The sequence below is a fragment of the Nocardioides panacis genome (assembly GCF_019039255.1).
In the GTDB taxonomy this organism is placed as follows: domain Bacteria; phylum Actinomycetota; class Actinomycetes; order Propionibacteriales; family Nocardioidaceae; genus Nocardioides_B; species Nocardioides_B panacis.
In genome coordinates, this window is the sequence record NZ_CP077062.1 from 4,055,512 (window position 1) to 4,078,441 (window position 22,930).

Annotated in this window: 21 protein-coding genes, 1 tRNA gene and 1 pseudogene; 13 read left to right on the top strand and 10 right to left on the bottom strand. The window is 73.0% G+C overall.

Translation table 11 applies throughout. The features are described from left to right. The first annotated feature begins 47 nt into the window (after window positions 1-47). Window positions 48-374: an aldo/keto reductase gene (locus tag KRR39_RS25705; protein WP_302053602.1), complete on the top strand. Its 327-nt coding sequence runs from the start codon at window positions 48-50 to the stop codon at window positions 372-374. An 8-nt stretch (window positions 375-382) separates the two neighbouring features. On the opposite strand, the gene KRR39_RS19905 is transcribed toward KRR39_RS25705, so the two are convergent. Together KRR39_RS19905 and KRR39_RS19910 are read right to left on the bottom strand one after the other, a co-directional pair. Beyond that, entirely contained in the window at window positions 383-1,186 is an 804-nt protein-coding gene (locus KRR39_RS19905) for a hypothetical protein (protein ID WP_216939162.1), read from the bottom strand. Between the two features lie 59 nt (window positions 1,187-1,245). Beyond that, a complete protein-coding gene (locus KRR39_RS19910) occupies window positions 1,246-2,493 on the bottom strand; it encodes an MFS transporter (RefSeq protein WP_216939163.1) in 1,248 nt (415 codons plus the stop codon). A gap of 134 nt (window positions 2,494-2,627) precedes the next feature. Between KRR39_RS19910 and KRR39_RS26350 the strand changes: the two genes are divergently transcribed. Beyond that, window positions 2,628-4,238, top strand: coding sequence for a phospholipase D-like domain-containing protein (locus KRR39_RS26350; RefSeq protein WP_367303690.1), 1,611 nt, complete (start codon window positions 2,628-2,630; stop codon window positions 4,236-4,238). A 105-nt stretch (window positions 4,239-4,343) separates the two neighbouring features. Here KRR39_RS26350 and KRR39_RS19920 read toward each other — a convergent pair. After that, window positions 4,344-4,431 (bottom strand) — tRNA-Leu (locus tag KRR39_RS19920). 219 nt (window positions 4,432-4,650) lie between these two features. Here KRR39_RS19920 and KRR39_RS19925 point away from each other — a divergent pair. Genes KRR39_RS19925 through pknB form a run of 8 tightly spaced genes read left to right on the top strand, consistent with a single transcriptional unit; the run spans window position 4,651 to window position 13,895 of the window. After that, window positions 4,651-5,427: an FHA domain-containing protein gene (locus KRR39_RS19925; RefSeq protein ID WP_216939164.1), complete on the top strand. Its 777-nt coding sequence runs from the start codon at window positions 4,651-4,653 to the stop codon at window positions 5,425-5,427. Further along, window positions 5,415-5,906, top strand: a complete 492-nt coding sequence (locus KRR39_RS19930) for an FHA domain-containing protein FhaB/FipA (RefSeq protein ID WP_216939165.1) — start codon at window positions 5,415-5,417, stop codon at window positions 5,904-5,906. The genes KRR39_RS19925 and KRR39_RS19930 overlap by 13 nt, the downstream gene beginning before the upstream one ends. Before the next feature lie 11 nt (window positions 5,907-5,917). Further along, the gene (locus tag KRR39_RS19935) at window positions 5,918-7,429 is read left to right on the top strand and encodes a PP2C family protein-serine/threonine phosphatase (RefSeq protein WP_216939166.1); all 1,512 of its coding nucleotides are present in this window, start codon (window positions 5,918-5,920) and stop codon (window positions 7,427-7,429) included. A 5-nt stretch (window positions 7,430-7,434) separates the two neighbouring features. Next, entirely contained in the window at window positions 7,435-8,823 is a 1,389-nt protein-coding gene (locus tag KRR39_RS19940) for an FtsW/RodA/SpoVE family cell cycle protein (protein ID WP_216942856.1), read from the top strand. Next, window positions 8,820-10,286, top strand: a complete 1,467-nt coding sequence (locus KRR39_RS19945; RefSeq protein ID WP_216939167.1) for a peptidoglycan D,D-transpeptidase FtsI family protein — start codon at window positions 8,820-8,822, stop codon at window positions 10,284-10,286. The genes KRR39_RS19940 and KRR39_RS19945 overlap by 4 nt, the downstream gene beginning before the upstream one ends. Next, the gene (locus KRR39_RS25205; RefSeq protein ID WP_254185288.1) at window positions 10,283-10,720 is read left to right on the top strand and encodes a hypothetical protein; all 438 of its coding nucleotides are present in this window, start codon (window positions 10,283-10,285) and stop codon (window positions 10,718-10,720) included. Before KRR39_RS19945 ends, KRR39_RS25205 begins: the two co-directional genes overlap by 4 nt. Next, entirely contained in the window at window positions 10,612-11,898 is a 1,287-nt protein-coding gene (locus tag KRR39_RS19950; RefSeq protein WP_254185772.1) for a protein kinase domain-containing protein, read from the top strand. The genes KRR39_RS25205 and KRR39_RS19950 overlap by 109 nt, the downstream gene beginning before the upstream one ends. Beyond that, window positions 11,895-13,895, top strand: coding sequence for a Stk1 family PASTA domain-containing Ser/Thr kinase (pknB, locus tag KRR39_RS19955; RefSeq protein WP_436972004.1), 2,001 nt, complete (start codon window positions 11,895-11,897; stop codon window positions 13,893-13,895). Before KRR39_RS19950 ends, pknB begins: the two co-directional genes overlap by 4 nt. Here pknB and KRR39_RS19960 read toward each other — a convergent pair. Continuing rightward, a pseudogene (locus tag KRR39_RS19960) lies at window positions 13,816-14,547 on the bottom strand (DUF881 domain-containing protein); the annotation flags it as partial. The gene pknB and the pseudogene KRR39_RS19960 sit on opposite strands and share 80 nt — an antisense overlap. 112 nt (window positions 14,548-14,659) lie before the next feature. On the opposite strand from KRR39_RS19960, the gene KRR39_RS19965 reads away from it, so the two are divergent. Next, complete coding sequence (locus KRR39_RS19965; RefSeq protein WP_216939170.1) at window positions 14,660-15,133, top strand: cell division protein CrgA; 474 nt, start codon at window positions 14,660-14,662, stop codon at window positions 15,131-15,133. A 261-nt stretch (window positions 15,134-15,394) separates the two neighbouring features. Here the strand turns inward: KRR39_RS19965 and KRR39_RS19970 are convergent, their stop codons facing one another. Further along, on the bottom strand, window positions 15,395-16,291 hold the full coding sequence (locus KRR39_RS19970) for a rhomboid family intramembrane serine protease (RefSeq protein WP_254185289.1): 897 nt from the start codon (window positions 16,289-16,291) through the stop codon (window positions 15,395-15,397). Between the two features lie 11 nt (window positions 16,292-16,302). Continuing rightward, window positions 16,303-16,824, bottom strand: a complete 522-nt coding sequence (locus KRR39_RS19975) for a peptidylprolyl isomerase (protein ID WP_302053519.1) — start codon at window positions 16,822-16,824, stop codon at window positions 16,303-16,305. Between the two features lie 151 nt (window positions 16,825-16,975). Between KRR39_RS19975 and KRR39_RS19980 the strand changes: the two genes are divergently transcribed. Continuing rightward, complete coding sequence (locus KRR39_RS19980; protein ID WP_216939172.1) at window positions 16,976-17,782, top strand: apolipoprotein A1/A4/E family protein; 807 nt, start codon at window positions 16,976-16,978, stop codon at window positions 17,780-17,782. A gap of 72 nt (window positions 17,783-17,854) precedes the next feature. Here the strand turns inward: KRR39_RS19980 and KRR39_RS19985 are convergent, their stop codons facing one another. The 4 genes from KRR39_RS19985 to KRR39_RS20000 are packed head-to-tail and all read right to left on the bottom strand — an operon-like array spanning window position 17,855 to window position 20,958. Further along, a complete protein-coding gene (locus KRR39_RS19985; RefSeq protein ID WP_216939173.1) occupies window positions 17,855-18,901 on the bottom strand; it encodes a 1-acyl-sn-glycerol-3-phosphate acyltransferase in 1,047 nt (348 codons plus the stop codon). Then, complete coding sequence (locus KRR39_RS19990; RefSeq protein WP_216939174.1) at window positions 18,898-19,737, bottom strand: patatin-like phospholipase family protein; 840 nt, start codon at window positions 19,735-19,737, stop codon at window positions 18,898-18,900. Before KRR39_RS19990 ends, KRR39_RS19985 begins: the two co-directional genes overlap by 4 nt. 10 nt (window positions 19,738-19,747) lie before the next feature. After that, window positions 19,748-20,104, bottom strand: a complete 357-nt coding sequence (locus tag KRR39_RS19995; RefSeq protein WP_216939175.1) for a DUF3817 domain-containing protein — start codon at window positions 20,102-20,104, stop codon at window positions 19,748-19,750. Continuing rightward, the gene (locus KRR39_RS20000; RefSeq protein ID WP_216939176.1) at window positions 20,101-20,958 is read right to left on the bottom strand and encodes an SURF1 family protein; all 858 of its coding nucleotides are present in this window, start codon (window positions 20,956-20,958) and stop codon (window positions 20,101-20,103) included. The genes KRR39_RS19995 and KRR39_RS20000 overlap by 4 nt, the downstream gene beginning before the upstream one ends. A gap of 112 nt (window positions 20,959-21,070) precedes the next feature. Between KRR39_RS20000 and KRR39_RS20005 the strand changes: the two genes are divergently transcribed. After that, a complete protein-coding gene (locus tag KRR39_RS20005; RefSeq protein WP_216939177.1) occupies window positions 21,071-22,882 on the top strand; it encodes a sensor domain-containing diguanylate cyclase in 1,812 nt (603 codons plus the stop codon). Window positions 22,883-22,930: the final 48 nt, after the last annotated feature.

A 22,930-nucleotide genomic window follows, 5' to 3' on the forward strand; every position in this document is an offset into this window, starting at 1 on the left:
GCCGCTGTGCCAGGACCAGGGCGTCGGCGTGATCCCCCTGGAGCCCGCTGGCCCGCGGCCGGCTCACCCGCGACTGGGACGCCGACACGGCGCGCTCGGAGACCGACGAGTTCGGCGGCACGCTCTACCGCGACGAGGACAAGGTCGTCGTGGACACCGTCGCCGCCGTCGCGCGGCGGCTCGGGGTGCCCCGGGCCCAGGTCGCGCTGGCCTGGGTGATGCACCAGCCGGCGGTCACCTCACCGATCGTCGGCGTGACCAAGCCGCAGCACCTGCGCGACGCCGTCGCGGCCGTCGACCTCGAGCTCGGCGAGGCCGACCTCGAGGAGCTCGGCGCGGGCTACGTCCCGCACGCCGTCGCCGGGCACCGCTGACCCGAGGCTCAGTCGGTCCCGGTGCGCTGCGGCCCGAGCGCCCACGGCCGCGCGTCGCTGCCGTGGGGGGTGCGGGTGATCGACGCCAGCACCCGGCGCAGCAGCGGGTCGTCGGCGGGACGGTCGTAGGCGACGTCGTACAGCTCGGTGACCAGGTCGGTGAGCAGCGTCGCGCCGACGTCGTCCAGCGGAGTCTGCGCCGGCAGCCAGACCAGGTGCAGCGGGAGCAGGGTGCCGGACGTCATGTCCGGCATCCCGTAGCCCGGGACCCGGTCGACCACCCGGCAGCCGAACCGGCGGTAGTACGCCAGCCGGCGCCGCCGGACCACCGACTCGACCGGGTCCGCGGTGTCCTCGACGCGCTCGACCTCGCCGAGGAACCCGTGCGTGACGCCGTGCGCGGGCAGGTGCTCGCGCAGGAACAGCATCAGGCTGAGCCCCACCCCGGGGACCGAGGCGTCGCGGTGGGTGGCGAGGTAGAGCAGGGCCGCCGAACCGGTCCGCGGGAGCAGCGCCACCACGGCCACGCCCGCGACCGGCTGCTCGGCGGAGCCGGCGACCGCGACCAGGAACCGGCCGGCGCGGTGCCGGCCCCGCAGGGTGTCCCAGTCGTCGCGCTCGTCGGCGGCGAACCGGTCCTCGAGGACCGCCCCGACCTGGTCGAGGAGCGCGTCCCCGGGTCCGACCCAGTGCGCCACCAGCTCGCGGGACGCCGGCGCGGACGCCCGGCGCGGGGCGGGCAGCACGGTGCTGGCGAGCAGTACCGGCGGACTGTCAGGTTCACCCGGTATCGCCGGGGTGTGGGCGTTCATCCCAGGAGTGACGCAGCCCCGACGCCGTTTTGTCCAGCGAATGCCCCGGATCCGAGCCGTCAGACCACGTGCGGCTCGGCCAGCTCGGGCTCGACGCCGTGGTGCCGCACGGCCCGCGCGAACAGCCCGAGCGTGGGCAGCAGCAGCACCGCGCCCAGGGTGAGGGCGGCCCGGACGCCGTACCGGTTGCCGACCAGGCCGAGCACCGGGCCACCGCCCCACTCCCCGGCGCTGCCCGCGATCGAGGTCACCGACAGCACCGTCGCGCGCAGCGGGGAGTCGGTGATGCTGCCGTTCAGCCAGGCGTGGAACGGCGGCCCGGCGAGGTCGCGGACGACGGCGGTGGCGAGGTACGCCGCGGCGGCCGGCCACCAGGTCCCGGTCAGCGCGAACGCCAGCGCGCAGAGCATCAGCAGCAGGTGCATGACCAGCAGCAGCCGGGCGAGCCGCGCCGGGGACAGCCGCTCCCACCGGGTCACCAGCGGCGCCGCCACCCCCAGGGACAGCAGCGTCACCGCGATCGCGAGCACGCTGAACCAGGTCACGCCGTCCAGGCCGAACAGGTCCGGGACGCCGACGTCGAGCAGCAGGTGCGCCTCCCACAGCCGGTCGAAGCCCTCCTGCCAGGCGCCCAGCACCAGGAAGATGCCCAGCACCAGCACCAGCACCGGGGTGCCCCGGACGACCCGGACCCCGTCCCGGGCGGTCCGCAGGCCCTGCGCGACGTGGCTGCCGGTGCGCTCCGGGCGGGTGAAGCCGTGCTCGGCCATCGCGACGGCGACCAGCACGGCGATGCCGACCGACACGGCGCCCGCGACCAGCAGCGGCAGCCGCAGGTCGACCAGCGCCAGCGGGATGGCCGCCACCAGGCCCAGCAGCCGGCCGACCCGGCCCACCTGGGCGCCCCGGTTGTAGGCCCGGTTCATGGTGTCCCGGTCCGTCTCGTCGGCGAGCCAGGCGTCCTCGGCCCCGCTGCGGAACGTCCAGCCGGCACCCCACACCGCCATCCCGAGCAGCACCGTCCAGGCCGCCGGCACCAGCCCGACGACCAGCATCCCGCCGCCCATCACCACGCCGGCGACCACCAGCGACAGCCGCCGGCTGTACAGGTCCGCGACGATGCCGGTGGGCACCTCGAACACCGAGTAGGCGACCTCGAGCGCCGTACCGGCGAGCACCAGCTCCAGCGGGCTCATCCCCACGTCGCGGATCAGGTAGACCGGGGTGGTCACCCAGCTCAGCGCGGCCACGAAGCCCCACAGCCCGGAGTACGTCAGCCACATCGGGTAGGCAGCCAGGCGGGTCACCGCCCGAGCATGGGGCCGGTGGACCCCTCCCACAACTCGTTTACCCCGATAGTCCGTGACGGACTTGCTGTCCCGGGGCCCCCGGAAGGACCAGTTCGTCACGGACTATCGGGGGGACCGGGCATCCTGGGGGCGTGCCCCGCGACCCGATCGACCCCGCCCACTGGCTGCTCACCCGTGAGGAGCGCGGGAACCCGGGCACCCGGCTCGACGACGTGCACCCGGCCGGCGAGGCCTGGTCGGAGGGCAACCTGGTCCGGCCGCTGATCCACGGCGCGACGTACTTCGCCGAGCTCTTCGAGCGCCTCGAGGCCACCCGCGCCGGCGACCTGGTGTTCTTCACCGACTGGCAGGGCGACGCCGACGAGCGGCTGCTGGGCACGCCGGGCAGCGAGGTGGCCGAGGTGCTCGCCCGCGCGGACGAGCGCGGGGTCGACGTGCGCGGCCTGGTGTGGCGCTCGCACTGGGAGAGGCTCGGCTTCACCGCCGAGGAGAACCGCCGGCTCGGCCAGGACCTGCAGGAGCGCGGCGCGGAGGCGCTGCTCGACATGCGGGTGCGCACCGGCGGCTCGCACCACCAGAAGTTCGTGGTGATCCGGCACCGGGACGACCCGTCGCGCGACATCGCGTACGTCGGCGGCATCGACCTGTGCCACTCCCGGCGCGACGACGCCGACCACCACGGCGACCCGCAGGCGCTCACGATGGCCGCGGAGTACGGCGCCACGCCGCCGTGGCACGACATCCAGGCCGCGATCACCGGGCCGGCCGTGCACGACGTGGAGACGGTCTTCCGGGAGCGCTGGGAGGACCCGACCCCGCTCAGCCGCAACCCGGTCTACGTCACCCAGGACCGGCTGCTCGGGCTCGACCTCAGCCCCGACCCGCTGCCGGCCCAGGCCCCGCCGCCCCCGCCGGTCGACGGCGGCACCCACGTCGTCCAGCTGCTGCGGACCTACCCCGACCTCCGGCACGGCCGCGACTACCCGTTCGCGCGGGGCGGCGAGCGCAGCGTCGCGCGGGGTTACACGAAGGCGCTGAGCCGGGCCCGCCGGCTGGTGTACATCGAGGACCAGTACCTCTGGGGCCACCACGTCGGCAACGTGTTCACCGACGCCCTGCGCGACAACCCCGACCTGCGGGTGGTCGCCGTGGTCCCGCTGTTCCCGGACCTCGACGGCGCCTCGCGCCCGCCGCAGCTGTTCGGCCGTCGGCGCGCGATGCTGGAGATGATGCAGGTCGCCCCCCACCGGGTCGCGATCTACGGCATCGAGAACCACGCCGGCACGCCGGTCTACGTGCACGCCAAGACCTGCATCGTCGACGACACCTGGGCGAGCATCGGCTCGGACAACTTCAACCGGCGGTCCTGGACCCACGACTCCGAGCTGTCCGCTGTGGTGGTCGAGCGCGGGGACACCGGCGAGGCGCGGTACGCCCGCGACCTGCGGCTCACCCTGGCCGCCGAGCACCTCGACCGGTCCGTCGACCCGGCGACCCTGGCCGACGTGATGGCCGACTGCGTGGACCCGGTCGGGATGTACGACGCCTACGCGCGCGCCGCCGAGGGCCTCGACGCGTGGCACGAGTCGGGGCGCACCGGTCCCCGTCCGGCCGGACGGCTCCGACGGCTCGACCCGCCGCAGCTCTCCCGCCTGAGCCGGGTGCTCGCGCTGGCGCCGTACCTCCTGCTGCACGACCCGGACGGCCGGCCGCGCCCGCTGCGCCGGCGCAACGGCTTCTGAGCACCAGGCCCGGGTCGGGGTGACCGAAGGCCCGGGTCGAGGGCCCCAAACGGCGAAGTCCCCGGCAGGTGAACCTGGCCGGGGACTTCGATCTGCACCTTGCGATGGTGCGCGAGGGGGGGAGTTGAACCCCCACGCCCTTTCGGGCACACGGACCTGAACCGTGCGCGTCTGCCTATTCCGCCACTCGCGCGTGAAGCCCGCTCAGACTAACCCACGTCGACGACCCGCCCCAAACCGGGCCGCGTCCGCCCGGGGTCGGCCATCACGTGCCCGTTACGATGCGGGTACGCCGGACCCGGCGCCTGCGCGCGGACGTAGCGTTCTGTCATGCTCACCGCGCGTGCCTGCGGGGGTTCGGCCCGCGAGAGACGGGGGTACGACATCGACAGGGCAGCGAGAGGAGGCGGGCGTGGGAATACTGCAGAACTTCGAGAACCGACTCGAGCAGATGGTCTCCGGCGTCTTCGCCAAGGCCTTCCGCAGCGCCGTGCAGCCCGTGGAGATCGCCTCCGCCCTGCAGCGTGAGGTCGACAACTCCGCGCAGATCCTCTCCCGCAACCGGCGGCTGGTGCCCAACCAGTTCCACGTCGAGCTCTCCGCGCAGGACCACGAGCGGCTCTCGCCGTACTCCTCGACGCTCGCCCAGGAGCTCACCGAGATGCTCCGCGACCACGCGCACGAGCAGTCCTACGTCTTCACCGGGCCGGTCACGATCGCCTTCGACGAGCGCGACGACCTGTCCACCGGCCGGTTCCGGGTGCGCAGCGCCGCGCTGGCCAAGGTCACGCCGGTCTCGGACCGTTCGGTCACCGACACCGCCGTACGACGGGCGAAGGTGATCCTGGAGGTCAACGGGATGAAGCACCCGCTCGACCCGCCCGGCATCGTGATCGGCCGTGGCAGCGAGGCCGACCTGCGGATCAACGACCCGGGCGTCTCGCGCCGGCACGCGGAGATCCGGGTGCACGCGAACGACGCCGGCACGGACGTCAGCGTCGTGGACCTCGGCTCCACCAACGGCATGCTGGTCAACGGCAGCAAGGTGCAGCAGGCCACGCTCGACGACGGCGGCACGATCAAGATCGGGAACACCACCATGACCGTCCGGTTCCTGCCGTCCACGGGCGGCCCGGCCCCCCCGCACCTCCGGCACCAGCGGATGGGGTGGCGACGGTGTCTGAGCTGACGCTGATGCTGATCCGGTTCGCCTACCTGGCGATCCTGTGGATCTTCGTGCTGTCGGTGATCTCGGTGGTCCGCTCGGACATGTTCGGGGCGCGCATCGACTCCACGCCGCGCGCGGACCGCAAGTCCCAGCGGCAGGCCCGCAAGAGCGAGAACCGCGGCGCCAAGCCCACCAAGCGCCCGCGCGGCGCGCCCACGCACGTCGCGATCGTCGAGGGCGCCAACGAGGGCGAGACGGTCTCCCTCGACGAGGCGCCGATCCTGATCGGCCGCGGCTCGGACGCCGCGATCCGGCTCGACGACGACTACGTCTCCACCCGGCACGCCCGGATCGCCAGCTCGGGCGACCAGTGGTTCGTCGAGGACCTGGGCTCCACCAACGGCACCTACATCGGCTCCCACCGGCTCACCCAGCCGACCACCCTGCAGCTCGGCAGCACGGTGCGGATCGGGAAGACCACCCTCGAGCTGAGGAAATAGGGCTGCCCTCGATGGAGCAGAACGACAGTCCCGACGATCCCGTCGCCGAGACCGGTAGCGACCGGCTCGCGCTGCGCTACGCCGCTCTGTCCGACGTGGGCCGGGTCCGCAAGGACAACCAGGACTCCGGCTACGCGAGCGAGAACCTGCTGGTCATCGCGGACGGAGTCGGAGGCGCGGCCCGTGGCGACGTGGCCAGCAGCACCGCCGTGCAGGCGCTCCGCCGGCTCGACGGCCCGCCGCCCGCGGACCTGATCGAGGCCCTCGCCGGCGCCATCCACCGCGCGCACGACCGGATCGCCGAGCTCGTCGAGCAGCAGCCCGAACTCGACGGCACCAGCACGACGGTCACGGCGGCGCTCTTCGACGGCCACCGGATCGGCCTCGCGCACATCGGCGACAGCCGCGGCTACCTCCTGCGGGACGGCACGCTGTCGCAGCTCACCAAGGACCACACGTTCGTGCAGAGCCTGATCGACGAGGGCCGGATCACCGAGGAGGAGTCCCGGACCCACCCGCACCGCAACCTGATCCTGCGCGCGGTCGACGGGGTGCACGAGACGGACCCCGACCTGTTCTACATCGAGCTCGCGCCCGGCGACCGGCTGCTGCTGTGCAGCGACGGCGCCTCGGGCGTGCTCGACCACGAACGGCTCACCGACATCCTCGGCAGCGGGTCGATCGACTACGCCGTGGTCGAGCTGATCCGCGCCTCGCTGGACGCCGGCAGCTCGGACAACATCACCTGCGTGGTGGCCGACGTGGTGGACCCGGCCGTCCCCGACGACGGCCCGCCGCTGGCCGCCGCCTCGACCGGACCGATGATCGTCGGCGCCGCCGCCGAGCAGCCACGCCGCGCCGGGCAGGGCTCGAAGAGCTTCTTCCGGGGTCACCGCGGCGGCGACACCGGGGAGATCGAGCCGGTCCCGGGCGAGGAGCCCGCTCCGGTCGGCGCGCGCCCCGTCGACCCGGAGGAGCTGCGCTACGCCCCGCAGGAGCCGCACCGCGGCCGCTGGGTGAAGACCGTGGGCGCCCTGGTGGTGCTCGCCCTGGTGCTCGCCGTCGCCGCGGTGCTGGGCTACCGCTACAGCCAGAGGCAGTACTTCGTGGCCGGCCACGACTCGCGGGTGGCGATCTTCCGCGGCGTCCAGGCCGACATCCCCGGGGTGCGGATGAACCGCGTCGCCCAGCAGACCGACGTGACGATCGCGTCGCTGCCCGACTTCCCGGCCGAGCAGGTCCGCGCGGGCATCCCCGCGGAGTCGCTGCGGGACGCCCGGCAGATCGTCGCGCGGCTCGACGACGCCGTCCGGATCTGCCCCACGCCGACCCCGACCCCGACGCCGACACCCACCCCGACCGGTCGCGGCACGGGCCAGGCCGGCGGGTCCCCGAGCGCGCAGCCCAGCCCGACCGCGTCGCCGACCCCGACTGCCACCCCGACTCCGACGGCGACCCCGACCCCGACGGCCGGGGCGTCGGCCACCCTCGCTCCTCCGGACTGCGTGGAGGCCACCCCGTGAGCGCCATGCAGGCGTTGCGCGACGCCGCCTTCACCCACCGCCGCCGCCGCGGCGCCGAGCTGTTCCTGCTCGTCCTCAGCCTGGTCGTCGGTGTCGGCGCCTACGCTGCGGTGGGCCTCGGCGTCGAGGGCACGGTGCCCGCCGACATCGTCGGGTACGGCGGCTGGCTGGCCGCCCTGTGCCTGGTCTGCCACGTCGTGGTTCGCCTGGTCGCGCCGTACGCCGACCCGGTGCTGCTCCCGATCGTGGCCGCGCTCAACGGCCTCGGCCTCGCGATGATCCACCGGATCGACCTGGCCCGGGTCGCCGCCGAGCCCGACTCGCAGACGTTCGCCCGCGGCCAGCTCGTGTGGATGACGCTGGGCGTGATCCTCTTCGTGCTGGTGCTCGTCGTGGTCCGCGACCACCGGCGGCTCCAGGCGTTCACCTACACCTTCGGCTTCGCCGCGATCCTGCTGCTGCTGATGCCGCTGATGCCGCTGATCGGCGTGACCCGCAACGGCGCGCGGATCTGGATCAACCTCGGCCCGCTGAGCTTCCAGCCCGGTGAGGTCGCCAAGGTGATGCTGGTGCTGTTCTTCGCCGGCTACCTCGTGCTGCACCGCGACGCGCTCGCCCTGGCCGGCCGCCGGTTCGCCGGCATCGACCTGCCCCGCGGCCGCGACCTGGGGCCGGTCCTGGTGATGTGGCTGATCAGCCTGGGCGTGCTGGTCTTCCAGCGCGACCTCGGCTCGTCGCTGCTGTTCTTCGGGCTGTTCCTGGTGATGCTCTACGTCGCGACCGAGCGGCCGGGCTGGCTGGTCGTCGGCTCGGTGATGTTCCTGGCCGGCGCCTACGCCGGGTTCCTGGCCTTCGGGCACGTGCAGACCCGGGTGAACGCCTGGCTGCACCCCTTCGACCCGGCGAACGCGACCGGCGCCTACCAGATCATCCAGGGGATGTACGGCATGGCGTGGGGCGGTCTGGTCGGCCGCGGGCTCGGCCAGGGCGACCCGACGCTGATCCCGTTCTCCTACTCCGACTTCATCATGGCCTCGCTCGGCGAGGAGCTGGGGCTGACCGGCGTGATGGCCGTGCTGCTGCTCTACGGGCTGATCGTCGAGCGCGCGCTGCGCACCGCCCTGGTCTGCCGGGACGCGTTCGGCAAGCTCGTCGCGGTCGGTCTCGGCGTGGTCTTCGCGCTGCAGGTCTTCGTGGTCGTCGGCGGCGTCACCAAGCTGATCCCGCTGACCGGCCTGACCACCCCGTTCCTGTCCTACGGCGGGTCGTCGCTGGTGGCCAACTGGGCGATCGTCGCCCTGCTGCTGCGGATCTCCGACCAGGCCCGCCGGCCCCTTCCCGACCTGACCTCCCCGGAGGAGGACGACGCCACCCAGGTGGTGAATCTCCGATGAACAAGCCGATCCGCACGATGTCCATCTTCTGCATGCTGCTGTTCGCGGCGCTGCTGCTGAACACCACCTACCTGCAGTACGTCGACGCCGGCAGCCTCAACTCGCGCGGCGACAACAAGCGGGTGCGCGACGCGGAGTTCTCCCGCAAGCGCGGCGCGATCGTCGCCGGTGGCTCGTCGGTGGCCGAGAGCGTGCAGAGCGACGACGCCTACAAGTACCAGCGGGTCTACAAGCAGCCCCGCAAGTACGCCCCGCTGACCGGCTACTACTCCTACATCTACGGCCGCTCGGCGGTGGAGTCCAGCCAGAACGAGATCCTCTCCGGCAGCGACCCGCGGCTGTTCGTCAACCGGGTCGTGGACATGCTCGGCAACAGCCAGCCCAAGGGCGGCTCAGTGACGCTGACCGTCGACCCCAAGGCGCAGACCGCGGCGTACGACGGGCTGCGGGCCCTGGGCAGGAACGTCGAGGGCTCGGTCGTCGCGCTCGACCCGTCGACCGGCAAGGTGCTCGCGCTGGTCACCTCCCCGACGTACGACCCGAACCGGCTCGCCTCGCACAGCTTCAGCGACGTGCAGAAGGCCTGGAACGAGCTCACCGCCGACAAGAACCGGCCGCTGCTCGACCGCGGGATCCAGGAGGTCTACCCCCCGGGATCGACGTTCAAGCTGGTGACCGCCGCCGCGGCGCTGTCCAGCGGGCAGTACACCCCCGACACCAAGGTCAAGGGCGGCGCCAGCCTCGACCTGCCGCAGACCTCGACCGACCTCGTCAACGAGAACGGCAGCAACTGCGGCGGCGACCCGATCACCCTGACCCAGGCGCTCGAGGTGTCCTGCAACGTGTCGTTCGGCGACATCGGGCTGCGGCTCGGCGACGACGCGCTGCGGGCACAGGCCGAGAAGTTCGGGTTCGACCAGACCTACCTCAACGACCTGCCCGGGCAGGTCAAGAGCCGGTTCCCGGAGAGCCCGGACGAGCCGCAGACCGCCCTGTCCGCGATCGGCCAGTTCGACGTGGCGGCCACCCCGCTGCAGATGGCCATGGTCGCGGCCGGGATCGCCAACAACGGCACGGTGATGCGGCCCTACGTCGTCGACGAGGTGCAGGCACCCGACCTGTCCAGCCTGGAGAAGACCAGCCCCGAGGCGCTGCGCAGCAACGCGGTCTCGTCCTCGGTGGCCCGCGACCTGACCCAGATGATGGTCGAGGTGGTCGACAACGGCACCGGGACCACGGCGCGGATCCCGGGCATCAAGGTGGCCGGCAAGACCGGCACCGCGCAGAGCTCGCCGGATCGGCCGCCGTACGCCTGGTTCGTGTCCTTCGCGCCGGCCGACAACCCCAAGGTCGCGGTGGCGGTGCTCGTCGCGGACGCCGGCGTGGCCCGCGACGCGATCTCCGGCAGCGGCCTGGCCGCACCGATCGCCAAGAACGTCATGGAAGCCGTGATCGGCAAGTGAGCGGGGACCAGCGGCTCCCCGACGCGCCCCGCTACCGGCTGGACTCGCGCATCGCGACCGGCGGCATGGGCGAGGTCTGGAAGGCCACCGACACGGTGCTCGGCCGCGAGGTCGCGGTCAAGGTGCTCAAGCCGGAGTACGCCGACGACGCGACGTTCCGGAGCAGGTTCGAGACCGAGGCCCGCAACGCGGCGGCGCTGCACCACCCCAACGTCGCGGCCGTCTTCGACTTCGGCGAGCTCCCCCCGATCCGGCCGGGAGCGGCGGGCCGCCGCAGCCCTACCTCGTCATGGAGCTGGTCCGCGGCGAGCCGCTGTCCGCGCTGCTGCGCGGCGGGGAGCCGATGCCGCCCGAGCCGGCCGCCGAGCTGCTGGCCCAGGCCGCGGACGGGATCAGCGCCGCGCACGCGCTCGGCATCGTGCACCGGGACGTGAAGCCGGCCAACCTGCTGGTCACCCCTGACGGCACCCTGAAGATCACCGACTTCGGCATCGCCCGGGCCGCCGACGCGGTCGCGCTGACCCAGACCGGCCAGGTCATCGGCACCCCGCAGTACCTCTCCCCCGAGCAGGCCGAGGGCAAGGCGGCCACCGCGGCCAGCGACATCTACTCCCTCGGCGTGGTGCTCTACGAGTGCCTGGCCGGACGGCGCCCCTTCGACGCCGACAGCCCGATCGCCACCGCCCTCGCGCACCTGCGCGACGACCCGCCGCCGCTCCCCGACGAGGTCCCCGAGCACCTGCGCGAGACCGTCCGGGTCGCGCTCGCCAAGGACCCCGCCGCGCGGTTCGGCTCCGCGGCGGCGTTCGCCACGGCGCTGCACGGCGGCCCGGTGGTCGGCGGCGCGGGCACCCCCGCGGACCCGGGCGCCGACGCCCCGACGGTGGTGGCCGCCTCCGCCGCCGCGCCGGTGGCCGGTGCGGCCGTGGCCGCCGCGGCAGCCGGGCACGACGCCGACGACGGCACCCGCGTGCTGTCCGCCCCCGACGACGTGCCGCCCCGCGGCCCCCGCGGTCCGGCTCCCGCTCCGCCGCCCGGCCCGGCCGAGCGGCGACGTACGCCGGGCTGGCTGCCGTGGGCCGCGGCCGCGGCCGCCGTGCTCGTGGTGGTGCTGGTCGTCTCCCAGCTCGGCGGCAACGGGGACGACCCCGCGGCGCCGACGTCCGGGGACTCCCCGTCGGCGACCAAGGGCTCGAAGGCGCCCTCCCGCAGCGCCTCGCCGAAGCCGAGCCCGTCGCGCACCCCGTCCGCCAGCGACACCCCGAGCGAGACTCCGTCCGCGTCGCCGTCGGAGTCGCCGTCCGCGCAGACCGTGACCGTCGACCCGGCCGCCTACGTCGGGCGGCCGGCGAAGGACGCCCGCAAGGACCTCGAGAAGCTCGGCCTGACCGTCGCGGAGACCACGGTGGAGAACCCCGGCGACCAGGAGAAGGACGGGGTGTCCGGCGTCAGCCCCTCGGGCGAGGTCGAGCCCGGGTCGACGGTGACGCTCTCGGTGTACGGCGACCCGGTGCAGGTCGAGGTGCCCGGCGCGAGCACCGGCCCGAGCACCGGCGCGGACACCGGCCCGGGCAACGGCAAGGTCAAGGGAAAGGTCAAGAAGCAGCCATGAGCAACGATCAGCCCGAGGGCAACGGTCCCCGCGTCGGGGGTCGCTACGTGCTCGGCGACCTGCTCGGACGCGGCGGGATGGCAGAGGTCCGCAAGAGCACCGACGTCCGCCTCGGGCGGGTGGTCGCGGTCAAGCGGCTGCGCACCGACCTGGCCAGCGACCCGACCTTCCAGGCACGCTTCCGCCGCGAGGCGCAGAGCTCCGCCTCCCTGAACCACCCCGCGATCGTGTCGGTCTACGACACCGGCGAGGAGCCGTCGACCGACGGGTCCGACGTCCCGCAGCCCTACATCGTGATGGAGTACGTCGCCGGCCGGACGCTGCGCGAGATCCTCCGCGAGGGCCGCAAGATCCTGCCGGAGCGGGCCCTGGAGATCACCTCGGGCGTGCTCGCGGCGCTGGACTACAGCCACCGGGCCGGCATCGTGCACCGCGACATCAAGCCCGCCAACGTGATGCTCACCCCGAGCGGCGACGTGAAGGTGATGGACTTCGGCATCGCCCGGGCGCTGGCCGACGCGTCCTCGACGATGACCCAGACCGCGGCCGTCGTCGGCACGGCGCAGTACCTCTCCCCCGAGCAGGCCCGCGGCGAGACCGTGGACTCCCGCAGCGACGTGTACTCCACCGGCTGCCTGCTCTACGAGCTGCTCACCGGCCGGCCGCCGTTCGTCGGCGAGAGCCCGGTGTCGGTGGCCTACCAGCACGTCCGCGAGCAGGCGCCGCCGCCGTCCTCGATCGACGGGGACCTCACCCCCGAGATCGACGCGATCGTGATGAAGTCGCTGACCAAGCGCGTCGAGGACCGCTACCAGAGCGCCGCCGCGATGCGCGCGGACATCGAGCGGTACCTCGCCGGCAAGCCGGTCGCGGCGCCCGTCGTGCCCGTGTCCGGGAACGGCTTCGTGCCCGACCACGAGCCCACCTCGATGTTCACCGGGGTCCGTGACGACGAGCCCGAGGAGGAGCGCAAGAAGCGCTGGCCGCTGGTGCTGGCGATCCTCGGCGTGGTCGCCCTGCTGGTGGCGGCCGCCGTCGTCGGCCCGATGCTGTTCAGCTCCGCGCCCGAGACCCGGACCGTGCCGCAGGTGGTCAGCATGACCCAGCCGCAGGCCGAGGCCCGGATCAAGGCGGCCGGGCTGGTCGTCGGTGACGTGTCGAAGGAGGCGTCCGAGGACGTCGCCAAGGGCCAGGTCATCGCCCAGGACCCGGACCCGCTCTCGACGCTGCCGCCCGGCGACCCGGTGGACCTCACCGTCTCGACCGGCCAGCCCGACGTGGTGGTGCCGGACATCCTCGGCGACGACAAGGACACCGCCCGGCAGAAGCTCACCGACGCCGGGCTGCGCGTGAAGCTGGTCCAGAAGAAGTCCGACGAGCAGCAGGACATCGTCATCGACAGCGACCCGCGCCCGGCGACCAGCGTCACCAAGGGCAGCCTGGTCACCGTCGTCTACTCGGCGGGCCCGCAGCAGGTGCCCAGCGTCGTCGGCCTCAAGGAGGGCGCCGCGCGCGCGAAGCTGGAGAAGGCCGGGTTCAAGGTGGACTCCGTGCAGGACTCGCAGACCGAGTCGACCAAGGGCACCGTGCTCAAGCAGAGCCCGTCGGCGTTCACCACCCAGCCGCAGGGCACCACCGTGGTGATCACGGTGTCGAGCTACGAGCCGCCGAGCCCCACCCCGACGCCGACCCCGACGCCGACCCCCACCCCGACCCCCACGCCGACCCCGACCGTGCCCACCCCGCCCACCGAGTCGCCGTCGGTCCCACCCCCGCCTGAGGCGGGGGACCCGGGACCACAGGACCAGGGGTCGAGCCGGGACTCGTGCGGGCTCGAGCCGGGGGTCAGGCCGCGGGCTTGGCGTACTCGAGCTCGGTCGAGCCGGAGTAGCCGGGCAGGTCTACCGAGTCGTGCGTCTCGACGCTCCAGCCGAGGCCGGACTCGGCGACCACCCGCAGGTAGAGCTGGATGTACGGGCTGGTCGTCACCGAGGTGAGCATGTCGTCGGTGGGGCCGATCGCGGTGATGCGGTACGGCGGCGAGTAGGGCACGCCGTGCAGGATCACCACGTTGCCCACGCACTTCACGCCGGTCGTGGAGACCACGCGCTGGTCCTGGATCGTCATCGCCTCGGCCCCGCCGGCCCACAGCGAGTTCACGACCGCCTGGATGTCCTGCTGGTGCACGAGCAGCTCGCTCACCGCGGACAGGTCGTCGCCGGCCGCGTCGAGCGCCTGCTTGGGCGCGTCGTCGAGCGTGATCGTGACGCCCGGGCCGTGCACCGGGGACAGCCCGGCGGGTGCCTCGAGGGCCTTGGCCTTCCTCTGCTCGACGGTCCCGCCGACGGTGCCGAGGTCGGCGGTCAGCCGGTCGACCTCGGTGGTGAGGTCGGCGGCCCGGGTCCGCAGTCCCTCCAGGTCCTTGGCCTGCGCGTTGGCCAGGCCGTCCAGGTCGTCGTACCTCCCGGCCCGCAGGTCCATGCCGCGCGAGCTGACCATGCTGGTGACGAACAGGATCCCGGCGACCAGGAAGACCGCCGGCCCGAGGAGTCGCCAGACCAGCCCGCGCGAGCGGTAGGTCCGGGTCCGCGCCGCGAAGGCGGTCGCCAGCCGGGCGTGCCAGCTCTGGCGGTGCGGGTGCGTGGTCATCGGGCCGCCTGCGAGGTGTGTGCGTGGGGAGGGTCGACGCCGACTAGGCTATCGGAGTCCACAACGGGTCCCGCGACACCGCGGGCCCGCCCAGGAGCACCCAGGAGTTCTCGTGTCGTCACCTCGTCCGTCCGGCAACGGCGGCAAGACCAAGCGCCCCGCCCCGAGCGGCAGCTTCGCCCCCGCCGCGGGCATCTCGTGGGTGCGCACCGGGCTGGCCGCGCTGGTCGTGCTGCTCGGCATCGCCTGGCTGGTCGTGTACGTCGTGGTGGCCGGACCGGACACCGACGGCACCAAGCTCACCTGGATGGGTGACCTGGGGCGCTGGAACTACCTGATCGGCTTCGGCCTGGTCTTCCTCGGCCTGGCGATGGGCGCGCACCCCTCCACCCCGCTCGGCCGCGGTCGCGGCGTGGTGGTCGGGATGCTCGGCAGCTTCCTGATCGGCCTGGTCTGGATCGTCCTGTACTACGTCACCGGCTCGGAGATGACGCTGCCGCTGCTCACCGACCTCGGTCAGTACAACCTGATGGTCGGCATCGGCTTCATGGCCGTCGGGTTCGTGTACGCCACGCACTGGGAGTAGCCACCTCGGCGGACGGCCGTCCACACAGTCACACAGGTTCACCGAGCCGGTGTCGCGGAGCGATCTCGCGGCACCGGTTCTGCACATCTGTGCATGACCTTGTGGACGAATTACACCGCTGGAATTTCATCCACAGGGTTTATCCCCAATGTGGACAGAGGCCAGGGACGGCGCCGGCGGACGAGGCGCGATGGTCCCGAGATACCCGGTGGGGGCATGCACGAAACCTGGGGCCCGGGCGGGGAGGGACCAGCGTGCGGGTCAGGCCAGGACGGCGACGCGGGTGCCGGTGGTGACCAGCACCAGGAGGGCGACCGCGACGATGCCGCCGGTCTGCCAGAGGGTGCGGTTGGTCCGGGGCGCGTAGACGATCACGGTGCCGAGCAGCAGGCCGCCGATGAAGCCGCCGAGGTGGCCCTGCCAGGAGATCATCCGGACGAACATGAAGGTGATCACGAAGTTCACGCCGATCCAGGTGAGCATCCCGCGGACGTCGCCGTGGACCTTGATGGCCACCACCAGCATCGCGCCCATCAGGCCGAAGATGGCGCCCGAGGCGCCGAGCGTCTGGCCGTAGGGGGTGGAGAACCACAGCACGGTGGCGCTGCCGGCCAGCCCGGAGATCAGGTAGACGGCGAGGAAGCGGGTGCGCCCGATGGCGAGCTCGAGCTGGGGCCCGAGGGTCCACAGCGCGAGCATGTTGAAGCCGATGTGCCAGATCGCGACGTGGGTGAACATCGAGGTGAGCAGCTGCCAGACGTCGCCCTGGGAGACGCTGGCGAACTGCGGGTAGACCACCCCGAGGTAGCTCGAGGACGGCCGGAGCGCGAGGTAGTCGACGAGCCGGCTGCCCGCTCCACCGGTCGCCAGGATCGCCACCCAGACCACGACGTTGATCGCGATCAGGACCTGCGAGGTGAGCGCCGGGTTGCCGGACCGCTGGCCGCCGTACGCCGTGCGGCCGGACCGGGTCTCGCGGGACCCCTCGTGCACGCAGGACGGGCACTGGAACCCGACCGAGGCGGGACGCATGCAGTCGGGGCAGATCCGGCGGTCGCACCGCTGGCAGCGGATGTGCGCCTCGCGGTCGGGGTGCCGGTAGCAGACCGGGGCCTCCTGCTCGGAGGCCCCGGTCGCCGGCGTGTCAGGCGTGCTCATCGGTGCTGGTGTCAGCGCCTGTCGATCTCGACCGACTCGATCACCACGGCGTCCTTGGGGCGGTCGCCCGCACCGGTCGGCGTCACGTTGATCTTGTCGACGACGGCACGGCTGGCCTCGTCCTCCACCTCGCCGAAGATCGTGTGCTTGTTGTTCAGCCACGGGGTCTCGGTGGTGGTGATGAAGAACTGCGACCCGTTGGTGCCCGGGCCGGCGTTCGCCATCGCGAGGAGGTACTTGCGGTCGAACTGGAGCTCGGGGTGGAACTCGTCCTTGAACGTGTAGCCCGGGCCACCGGTGCCGGTGCCGAGCGGGCAGCCGCCCTGGATCATGAAGTTCTCGATGATCCGGTGGAAGCCGAGCCCGTCGTAGAACTTGTCCGGGGACTTCTTGCCGGTCTGCGGGACCTGGTACTCCTGGGTCCCCTCGGCCAGACCGACGAAGTTCTCGACGGTCTTCGGGGCGTGGTTCGGGAACAGGTGGATGACGATGTCACCCTGGTTGGTCTTCAACGTCGCGTAGGTCTCGGACACCGCGCCGCCTCTCGGGTCGTCGGACATGTGGTCGTGGAGCCTTCCGATCCTCCCACGTCGCCCAACCGGGTCCGGCCGGGACCGTCCCGCGGTCCGTCCGGTCGCGTCTCGCCGCGGTGCCCCCGTGTTTCATCTCGCCACCGTTGCGGGCATGATCGACCGGGGAACGGGCATCAGCACGTGGACCGACCAGCAGACCCGGACGGCGGATCTGAGAAGAGAGGACCTCGCCACGATGATCGGCAAGAAGAAGACCCTGCGAGAGCAGATCCTTGACCAGGCCAGTGACCTGGCGGACAGCGCCCGCGACAAGGCCGGTCCGGTGCTCGCCGACGCGCGCGACCGCGCCGTGCCGGTGCTTGCCGACGCCCGTGACAAGGCTGCGCCGGTCCTCGCCGACGCCCGCGCGAAGGCTGCGCCCTACGTCTCCGAGGCCCGTGACAAGGCGGCTCCCTACCTCTCCGACGCGAAGGGCAAGGCTGCGCCGTACGTCTCCGACGCGCGTGACAAGTTCAGCGACACCATCCTGCCGGTGCTCACCGCGGCGCTCGCCAGCGTCGAGGAGGCCACCGAGGAGGCCCGCGGCGAGTCCAAGAGGCGCGGGAAGGCCGTGGCCGCCGCGCTGAAGGGCGAGATCGAGGCCCCGCAGCCCAAGCACCGCGGCCGCAAGCTGCTGGTCCTCGTCGGGCTCGGCGGCATCGCCTTCGCGGCGTACAAGAAGTTCGGCGCCAAGCAGCCGACCACCAACTGGCAGTCGTCGTACACCCCGCCGCCGGCCCCGGCTCCGACCGCCACCGGCGGTCCGGTCGGCGCGACCGGTGCTGGTGCGCACCGCGCCGACGCCGACGACGTCGCGGCCTCCACCCCGGGTGAGGCGGCCTCCGACGCGACCGACGTGCCGCACGACGCCACCACGCCGGACAACCCGGTCACCGAGATCGACGTCGAGAACAAGTAGCACCGTCTCGCGACACGGCCCCCCCTCACCTCCGGGTGACGGGGGCCGTTCCGCGTCCCGGGGACCCGCGGGTCAGGCGGCGGGGGTGCTGCGCCGCCAGGTGCGCACCGGCAGGTCGACCGGGCGGTGCTCGGCGACCCACGCGTCGATCTGCTCCCACCAGCCGAAGAGCCACTCGATGCGCGCCTCCCGGTCGTCGGGGATCTCGGCGCGCGGCACCCGCCACCAGCGCATGATGATCTGCTTGTCCATCGGCAGCTCGCGCCAGATGTCGCGCACCGTGAAGAGGTGGTCGAGCCCGGTGTGCGCGACCAGCACGACGTCGGCGTCCGGCGCCGCGTCCAGCGCCGCGATCAGGCCGCCCGGCCGGGGCGCGAGCACGTTCTCCATCCGCTCGGCGCGCCGCGCCATCGTCTCCAGCCCGAGCCGGCGGAGCTTGTCGATGCCACGCTGGCGGCGCTCGGGGGTGAAGTTGCCGCCCTCGGGGAAGATCACGAACGCGTCGTTCTCGTCGAGGTTGCGGGCCAGCGCGCCGACCTCGTCCTCGAGCCGGTCCGCGGCGGCGCCGCGCCGGTTCGGCGAGATGAACCGGTTGGGCAGCCGGTTCAGGATCACGTCGATGGCCGGGTCCCACTGCAGGGTGTCCTTGAGCACGACGCGGGGCTCGCGGCCGTACCAGTGCATCAGCGCGTACATCAGCGTGAACGAGTCCGCCGGGCCCGCGTGCCGGCAGCAGACGATCAGCGGCTCGCCGGGGAACGCGTCCGGCGGCGTGCCCTCGGTGACGATCTTCAGCCGCGCGACCCGGCGGGCCTCGCGGAAGAAGATCACGAGGTAGGTCTGCACCAGGTCGTAGTGGATCCGCTCGAAGAACGGCCGCCGGATGAACCAGCCGAACCCGGAGGCGATCCACAGCCCGAACAGCTCGACGAGCATCAGGCTCTCGAGCACCAGGTGCATCAGCAGCAGGGACAGCAGCCGCAGCGGCCGCAGCCGTCCGGGTACGACGGGCGAGAGCACCGTCGCGACCAGCAGCCAGAGCGGGATCGTGGTCAGCACCAGCACGGTCAGCGCGATCAGGGCCGGGGCGAGCACGATCCGCCGGAACCAGTGCCTCACCCGTGCTCCCGGAGGTAGGCCGACGAGGCGTCGTACGCGGTGTCGATGCGGCGGCTGATCGCGGTGAAGTCCCGGTAGCCCAGCAGCGAGTCCTTGCCGGGACCCGGACCACCCGGCCCGTCACCGGCCCCGGTCGGCAGCACGTGAGCGGTGACGTGCTCGGGCAGCGCGGCCATCTCCCGGTGGAACCGGTGCCGGCGGGCGATCTCGAAGGAGACCCGGGCGACCTCCCACGGCTTCGTCGGCGGCTTGAGCGGCCGGTCGACCCGGCCGACCTGGAGCACGTAGATCGTCGTCGCCCCGCACTCGACGGCGCGGCCCACCGGGATCGAGTTCACGATTCCGCCGTCGAGGTAGTGCTGCCCGCCCACCTCGGCGGGGCGCAGCAGACCGGGGACGGCGGCCGAGGCCATCACCGCGTCGGTGACCCGGCCCTCGGCGAACCAGTGCTCGGAGGCGTCCTCGATGCGGGCCGCGCAGCACTGGAAGGGCACCGCCAGGTCCGCGAAGGTCAGCTCGCCGAGCTCCTGGACGAGCCGGTCGCGCAGCGGCTTGGCCGAGTGCAGGTGGGTGCCGGTGCGCACCGCCCGGGTGACCTGGCGCACCGGCCCGTCGCCGTACACCTCACGGGTGCTCGCGGCGCTCTGCCACAGCCCGAGCAGCCGGTCGATCACCGCGTCGCCGGGGTCGGCCGCGACCAGGGCGCCGTTGAGCGCACCCACCGACGTGCCGAGGATCAGGTCCGGTCGGACGTCCGCCTCGAACAGCGCCCGGAGCATGCCCACCTCGACCGCGCCGAGCAGGCCGCCTCCACCGAGGACGAAGGCGGTGCTCACCACGGAGGGCTCAGGCCACGGCCGGCGCGGTGTCGCTGCCGGCGCCGAGCTGGGCCCGGACCTGGGCGGTGGCCCGGTGCTCGGCCCAGAAGGACAGCACCGGGACGGTCCCGCAGAGCAGCGTGACCAGCGTGAACCCGATGGTCCACCGGGCCTTGCGGGAGAGCAGGAACGCCATCACCAGGAAGATCATGTAGAGCCAGCCGTGCGCGATGCCGAGGTTCTGGGTGATCCACTCACCGGTGAGCTGGAGGCTGGTGCCGTCCTGGGTGAGGTACTTCAGCGGCACGCCGACGAGGATCAGCACGATCAGCAGGACGCCGACGACGTTGGCCATCACGCGGTAGCGGAGCAGGGCGGTCTTCACGGGCTCGACGGTACTCCAGTGACCCCGCTCACCCGGGGGTCGGAGCCGGTCCCCGCCCCGTCGTCGGCCGGTTCGTCGGGGCCCTCCTCCTCGAGGCGCTGCCGCTCGAGCTCGTCGCGGCACCAGCGCCACCAGATGTAGACCGCGAACCCTCCGAACACCCACCACTCGAAGGCGTAGAGCAGGTTGCGCAGCGCGGTGAACGTCTCCGCCTTCGGCAGCGACGCGGGCGTCACCGGGCGGAGACCCGGCTCCACCCCCGAGGACGCCCGCGTGGTCGAGCGGGCGATCACGTAGCCGCCGTACAGGTCCTGGTCGACGTGCTGGATCGCGTCCGCGACCCGCATCTCGGGGATCACGTCGTCGGTCGGGTCGGGGTCGCTCAGCCCGGAGCCCTCCCCGGGCTGCAGCCAGCCGGTCACGTCCACCGTCCCGGTCGGCGCCGGAGGCACGTCGGCCACCGTCGGCGCCCACCCGCGTACGACGAGCATGGCCGGCGCACCCGCGCAGGACGTCGAGCCGGCGCACACCTCGACCGGCGTCACCGCCCACACCCCGGTCCGGCCGCCGAGGTCGCGGTCCGCGACGTAGACCGTCGAGCGCGGCAGCCACCGGCCGGCGAGCCGGACCGGCTGGCCGACGGCGTCGCCGGGGAACGGGTCGTCGGCCGACATCACCGAGGCCAGCGCCCGGGCGGGCGCGTCGGCGAGGGAGGCGGCCTGGTCGTGGCGGCGCGAGCCCCAGGCGTCGTACTGCCAGATCCCGAGCAGCACCGCCGCGGTGGTCGCCAGCACGGCGAGCGCGTGCAGGCCGAGCAGGCGCGGGGCGAGGAGGCGGCGGACGGGGAACGGCACCCCACCAGCGTACGTTCGGCCGATTCCGCCCCTGCGGGGCCGGTCGGCGGTAAAGTCGAGGCGCGCAGATCTCGGGACCCCGGTCTGCCGGTCGACGACGGGCAGGGACAGCGTGGGCAGCGCACGGCAGCGCTCGACGGGCCTGGTGGACGAGCTGCAGAGCAGCCACCGGTTCACGATCGGCGTGCTCGTCTCGGTGCTGGTGCTGAGCCTGTTCACGTCCGGCTACCTGATCCTGGTCAGCCAGCCCCGGCTGACCAACTACGTCGAGCTGGCCCGCGAGGCCCGCGACGTGCACGAGGCGATGCTCGACCAGGAGACCGGCCTGCGCGGCTGGCTGGCGACCGGCGACCCGATCTTCCTGGAGCCCTACACGGCCGGCCGCGCCGCTTCCGCGGCGTCCGTCTCGGGACTGCTGAGCGACGTGAAGAGCAGCCCCGACGTCACCGACGGCGTGGTGAGCATGCTGCTGGCCCGCCAGCGGTGGGAGAGCTGGGCGAGCGAGGCGGCCGCCATGCGGGTCACCCCCGCCCAGCGCACCGACGGCACCCTGGCCCGGTTCCTGCTGGACGGCAAGGAGCTGTTCGACGCCTACCGCGAGCGGGACCTGGTCAGCACCTCCGCGATCCGGGACCACCGCACCCAGGCGCTGACCCGGCAGACCGAGGCGATGGTCGCGGTGCTGGCCAGCTACCTGGTGCTGCTCGCGGCCACCGCCGCGATCACGATGCGTCGTCGCCGGAGGCTGCAGGCCGCCCTCCTCGCCCCGATCGAGGACCTGCACATGACCATCAGCCGGATCCGCACCGGCGACCTGAGCGCCCGCACCGAGCCGACGACCGTCCCGGAGCTCGCGGAGATCGGCAACGCCCTCGGCGAGCTGGCGGCCACCCTCGAGGAGGCCGAGGTGGCGGCCACCGACCGGGAGATCCGGCTGGCCTTCCTCGCGAACCGGTTCGAGACCGTGGTCCGCGTCGGGCGCGAGATCGCCGGCAGCCTGTCCATCCGCTACGTCTCCAGCACCGTGACGACCGCCGCGGCCGAGCTGCTGGGCACGACGACCACGCTGTGGCTGCGCGGCGAGGACCAGGGCTTCCACGCCGTGCACCGCAGCACCGACGCGCACGGTGCGCCGGCCCCGAGCACGCTGGTCCCGCCGGCCGTCGTGCTCTCCGCCGCCACCGGCGCGGTCCCGGTCAGCACCGACTCGCGTCGCGCCTACCCGCTCGTCCTGGCCGGCACCGTGACCGCGGTGCTGCAGGTCGAGACGCCGGTCGTCGACGACGACACCGACCAGGTGCTCGTCTCGCTGCTGTCCACCGCGGCCGCCGCGCTGGAGTCCGCACACCTGCACAGCACCGCCCGCGAGCTCGCCGACATGGACGGTCTCACCCACCTCCCGAACCGGCGGCGCTTCGAGATCGACATCGACACCGAGTGGGAGCGCTGCCGGCGCTACGGCCGCCCGATGAGCCTGATCATGATGGACCTCGACCACTTCAAGCGGCTCAACGACGAGCACGGGCACCTGCTCGGCGACCAGGTGCTGCGCGAGGTGGCCACCGCGGTGAACGGGGTGCTCCGCAGCACCGACACCGCCTACCGGTACGGCGGCGAGGAGATCGTCGTGCTGCTGCGCGAGACCGGGCTGGAGGACGCCGCCTTGGCCGCCGAGCGGCTCCGGGAGGCCGTCTCGGTGATCCGGGTCGTCGAGCACCCGCAGGTCACGGTCTCCACCTCCGCCGGCGTGGCGGCCCGGCACGCCTCGATGTCGCACTACACCGGGCTGGTGTCCAAGGCCGACAAGGCGCTCTACGAGGCCAAGCGGCTCGGGCGCAACCGGGTGGCGGTCGATGGCGACGGCGGGCTGGGCGAGACGCTCTTCCGCGGCAGCCCCGGCCCGTCGCCGGTCACGCCGACCTGACCGGATGCGGCAGCGCCCCTCCCCCGGACCGGGAGAAGGGCGCTGAGC